Source organism: Cupriavidus sp. 01L45 (assembly GCF_056399885.1).
Map to the genome: position 1 here is coordinate 1 of NZ_JBFTSG010000123.1, position 4,928 is coordinate 4,928.

3 protein-coding genes and 1 pseudogene are annotated in these 4,928 nt (G+C 51.2%); all 4 read left to right on the plus strand.

Annotated features, from left to right (window positions below; genetic code table 11):
• Window positions 1-134: 134 nt before the first annotated feature.
• Window positions 135-1,139, plus strand: a complete 1,005-nt coding sequence (locus AC1DT6_RS40000; protein ID WP_477115578.1) for a TolC family protein — start codon at window positions 135-137, stop codon at window positions 1,137-1,139.
• Window positions 1,140-1,415: 276 nt separating this feature from the next.
• Window positions 1,416-2,573 carry a hypothetical protein gene (locus tag AC1DT6_RS40005; RefSeq protein ID WP_477115579.1) on the plus strand — a complete coding sequence of 386 codons (1,158 nt, stop codon included), beginning with the start codon at window positions 1,416-1,418 and terminating at the stop codon, window positions 2,571-2,573.
• A gap of 10 nt (window positions 2,574-2,583) precedes the next feature.
• Window positions 2,584-4,785: an alpha/beta hydrolase family protein gene (locus tag AC1DT6_RS40010; RefSeq protein WP_477115580.1), complete on the plus strand. Its 2,202-nt coding sequence runs from the start codon at window positions 2,584-2,586 to the stop codon at window positions 4,783-4,785.
• Window positions 4,786-4,814: 29 nt separating this feature from the next.
• Window positions 4,815-4,928 (plus strand): annotated as a pseudogene (locus AC1DT6_RS40015) (IS630 family transposase); the annotation flags it as partial.

The window sequence follows — 4,928 nt, forward strand, 5'->3', positions numbered from 1 at the left end:
TGAGTGCGAAGATTGCGCCAGAAATGGCGCGAATTGGGTGCCATGCGGCCCCAAATCGGGCTCAAACCACCCCCGCTCTCCCGCATCGTGAGAGTCGGATGTCAAACAAGCGCTGACGCTCCGCTTAGCGGCTATTGATCAGCGATTCCTTTGGTACCAGAGCGGCGAATCGCGATGCCACAGGAGCGTTGCTGGCGGCTGCGGTTACTGCACACGATGCTGCCCTTCAGAAGACTCTCTCGGGTGTGGTCGCGGCATATTTCGATGCGCTGACTGCGCGCGCCACGGCTGGAGCCAGAAGGGAGGCAAAGAGGCTGGCGCAGGAATCCTTGGATGCTACTCAACGTCGGGAGAGAATGGGTGCCGCGGGCCAGAGCGACACCCTTCAGGCACGTACCGCGCTGGCCAAGGCTGAGCTTGCTGAGCAGCGGGCGCAAATAGATGCGAGGAAGGCCATTGCAGTCCTAACCTACGTTGTTGGTCTACGACCAGGCGCGCCAATTGGACTGGCGGAAATGCCACCGGTAACGACTGCGGAATGGATTGGTGATCTTCAGGCTTGGCTCGATCGAGCCATCAGCACCCATCCCGGGATCGCCTCGGCGCGGGCCAGGTCCGATGCGGCGCACGCTAAGGTTCGCCAAGTTCGAGACGAAGGGCTGCCAGCCATCGATCTGACGGCCAATATCTCCATGAACGGCTATCCCAATCAGGGATTGCAACGGACGCGAACGACTATCTCAAATATTGGGCTTACTTTGACGATTCCATTGTTCGAAGGCTTCGCGAGAAACTACAAGATTCGAGGTGCTTCAGCCCAGGCCGAGCAAAGTGAGGCACAGTACGAGGATGCGGAGCACGAAATCCTTACGGATGTGGTCAAGGCACATGCCGACTCAGTCGCAGCGCTACGGAACCTCGAAACGTCGGAATCACTGTTGAAAACGGCCCGGGCCTCTGCGGAATCGTCTGAGCGGCGCTACGCGAAGGGCGCTGGAGACATCTTGGAGTTGCTCTCGACTCAAGCTGCTCTTTCGGACGCGCTGCAGGAGCGAGTTCGATGTCTGTCTGAATGGCAATCTGCGCGGCTCCGCTTAATGGCTGCAGCAGGAGTGCTTGGACGCCGGCAGATCGAATAGTGCGCTATTCATCTGAGCGACCCAGCTAACACGCTTTACGTCCATAGGCGAGCCCCCACCGAATGGACGTCGGCTGAAAACCTGAGCGATCGATACCCCACGAATGATCTAGGCCCTCTCCTACCAAGGAGGGATAGCGCGAGTTCAATGGGCCTCTACTATGAAATGGGAAGTGGCGACCGCGGGCTGCATTTTGACCCAATCGACGCCAAGGCTACCCAGCTGCCAAAATGTCATGAGCCCCGCCTAACAAGCTGCCAAAGAATGGAGTAAACAATGTCTGACCAAACATGCGGACAGTCGATCGGCCTTAAGCAGGCATTGCTTATGGCGCTTGTATATTTTTCCATGGTAACAAGAGCGCTCGGAGGGGATGCCGGAAGTGGTCTATCACAAGTCGACGCGCTCGTAGTCGTCGATAGCATTGCCACGCAAACTGACCACTCCATGATTGTGGCGGGAATCCAACTCGATCAATCATGGGCATCAAAAATAGATGCAAACGGAACCCAAATCTGGACGCTCCTGTTGCCGTCATCTAGATCGGGTGGAAAATCTCGCTTCGCTTCGGCTATCGTTCGCGAGAACGGCGATACGATCCTCTGTGGGACTAACAGCGGAGAGGCGGCACGCAACGAGCTACAGTTGATTAGAGTAGGGCCAGGCGGCGAGATTACGGACAAGAATTATGTGGTCTCGAATGTCGGGGAGGGCTGGAAAATTGGTTCAATTGAGAAGTGTATAGCCGTTAGGGACGGAGTGCTCGCTGTTGGTACTGCCTCCAGATATCGGCCCGGAGGAAAAATAGAGCGGTCGTATATCACCGTCAAGGTCGCTGCCAATGGTGAAATTATTCAAAATATAATCCATTTTGATAATTTTAGAGCAAATTCAATAAATTCCGTTGTGCCGTTAGCCAACGGAAATATTGCCATGTGTGGCGTCGGAAATTCGGAATCAGAGGTAGTAATTGTTGATGATAACGGCATTCTTTTAAATCGACGCAGTCTTGAATCTATATACATAATTGTTGATGATGGCGGGAATGGGAAGCATATACAGCTAATCTCTGCATGGGCTAAAAATAAATGGTCCATGATCGAGTTGACTGAAAAGCTAGACCTCATATCGAACCAATCTAGGTCGGAGAGTCAATGGGCGAGTATTGTATATGCCACATCAAAAAATGGAGAAATCTATGCTGTGTCAATCGATGGCCGGGGTATTGCTCGTCGTGTTCCGCGAATATTGAAGATCAAAAGCGGATCTTTATTAGTTAGCGAAATTGAATCTCGTAGTTTGGAATCGACATTAAGCTTTTCCGTACGGACAGCCGCATTCTTAAAGACTCGGAATGTGCTGCTTGTTCCAGCTCTTCGTGGAACAGATTCTGGCAAGTACGAGATTGTCATCTCATCAATACACCTAAATTAGCCGGGAGAGGATGATGTCAGTTAAACCTATATCCGATCTAGAAGCAGCCCAGCTTTCTGACGCAGCATATGATTCCAGTAAGGCTCCAAGCGGTTGGACTCTTGCAGAGCCACGAGTCGACGTCGGCGACAACTCGTTTTCGATCTTCAAGAATGAAACAACGCATACCATCGTGTTCGCATTCAAGGGGACGAATTCAATTGGAGAGCTATACGCTGACCTTGCCGACCAAGGTGTAGGCCCGTGGCAAAATCTCAAAAATCTGGCCGACGAGGCATATGATGATTATTTTTATGACGACAACTATGCGGGCTGGCAGATAATTTCAACCGGTCACAGCCTTGGTGGGGGCATGGCACAGACATTTTCCGTAGAGCACGTACTAACTGGGTATGGGCAAAATTCACTACCCATCGCAAAGGCTCTTGCGGATAGCATTCCGGAATTTTTGGACAAGTATACCGCCTACGCTACGAGTTCCGTCGTTCAGTTTCACGAGGTTAACATAGCTGGTGACATAGCGACTTGGTGGTACAAGGACAAAGAAGGCTTTTATCTCGATAGTGATCCATTCACACTCACCAGTCGCTATTCGGAACTACAAAATTTTGCCGCAGTAATCTTTCCGCTCGGGGGAGTTCCTTCTGCGCTGCTTGCATTGTTTGGGGGTGTTCGTGCGCACCTTCTTGACACAGTAATAATGTGTCTTAGTGACCCTCAGGCGGGTACAACTGACACTAGTGCTATCTCATCGGAGACCTACGCTTCGATGGCCGCCGCGATCGGACTGACTGCTCAGACTGTGACCGCAGAAGGAAGTGTCTCTTTTTCTACATCTGAGGGTGTTGCAGCCAACATCAACCTACAAGGCACAACGATTCTATTTGGCGATCCCCTGTCGGATGGAAACATTATTCGAGCTACTGACTCGAGTGGTGATTCGGACGGGCCGTACGCGGCTCTTGTAAATACCGTGTTTGCAAATGGATCAATTACTAGAACAGAGAGAATAACTTCGTTGGGTCCGGACGCGTATAACATTTCGATATACGCCCCTGGTGATGATGCGCTCGTTGTAGAGGCAAGGGTTTCGGCCGGCGGAACCTACAAAATTACATGGCACGCCGACGCCATGTCCAATAGCTGGGGCCTCGAACTACCGGACTGGGCAAAGATTCCGAAAGCCATGGTCTATCAATGGGACGGCGATGGTGAGTATGTTTCATATTTCGATGTCGAGCCCGGGGGATGGGGCGACTATAGCAACTTGACAATGACCCTGGAAGTAGCTGGGGGCGTTGGGGTATTTAGAGTCAGTGACCCTCATTCTTACGGCATTGACTATTTCGAAGCAACAATAGGGTCAACGGGTGCTGCCACCGGTGYGCTTTTTGTGACGCCGGATCTTACTACACAGATTCATAATGTAGGTGGCGGAACGTATTACAGTGATCAGTTTATGGAGCTGAACACGGGGCAATTGACGCTGACAAGCCTTCAACAACCGTCTCTTACCATTACAGAAGGCGTTCCGACTCGAAGCGATATAGTGGATTTCGAGTTGTACTCCTCTCAAAATTACCAGCTGTCATCTCGCATTGATTGGTATGGCGGTGGCCAACGGATAATCGGTTCGATGGCTGATCTGGTTTCGGCAAAGGGCACGATTGTTGTTGACTCCTCGATTGAGCAATCGGATTTTTCTGTTGCCCTTACCGGCGGTGGGACCATGCTGGAGATTCGTGGAGGAAATGCAAGAGACATTATTTCGATTGCACTTACCTCCGAGGTCCGGGAGGGAATGTATGGGCTCGTGTTCTCGGATGGATCAGAATGGACATTGGACGACATGCTGGATATAGCGTCTGAGGCAACACAAACCACGATCAACGGTTCAAGCGGAAGTGATGCCATTACCGTTCCAAATCAGAGTGCGGAGGAACGCTTCTATATTGACGGGAAAGGTGGTGGAGATGTAATCACGCTGTCCTCAAATTTTGGAAGCATTGAGATCAACGAATCGGATAGTCCATCTGCCTACAACGTACTTCAAACCGATATCTCCCAGATCGATGATATTGTAGTCAGTGCATCAGTGAATGGCAGGGATCTCATCTTGTCGAATAAGGTAACTGGCGGACTTATCACCCTGGATGGGATGCTGATCTCCGGAAGCTACGGTGTGGACGAGATAAAGTTACTAACATTTTAGAAAGTATTGTCATGTGAGACAATGCTTTCATGAAATGCAAACGAAACTCGGATGCTCGGTCGATCGAGCATCAAGCCTTGCAGGTAATGCGGCAGCAGGCAGTGAAGGCTATTCGCGAAGGTCAGACGGTAGAAAGCGTGGCT

Bases quoted from the DNA above. Each gene is read 5' to 3' on its own strand.
- AC1DT6_RS40005 (WP_477115579.1), top strand. From the start codon at position 1,416: ATGTCTGACCAAACATGCGGACAGTCGATCGGCCTTAAGCAGGCATTG.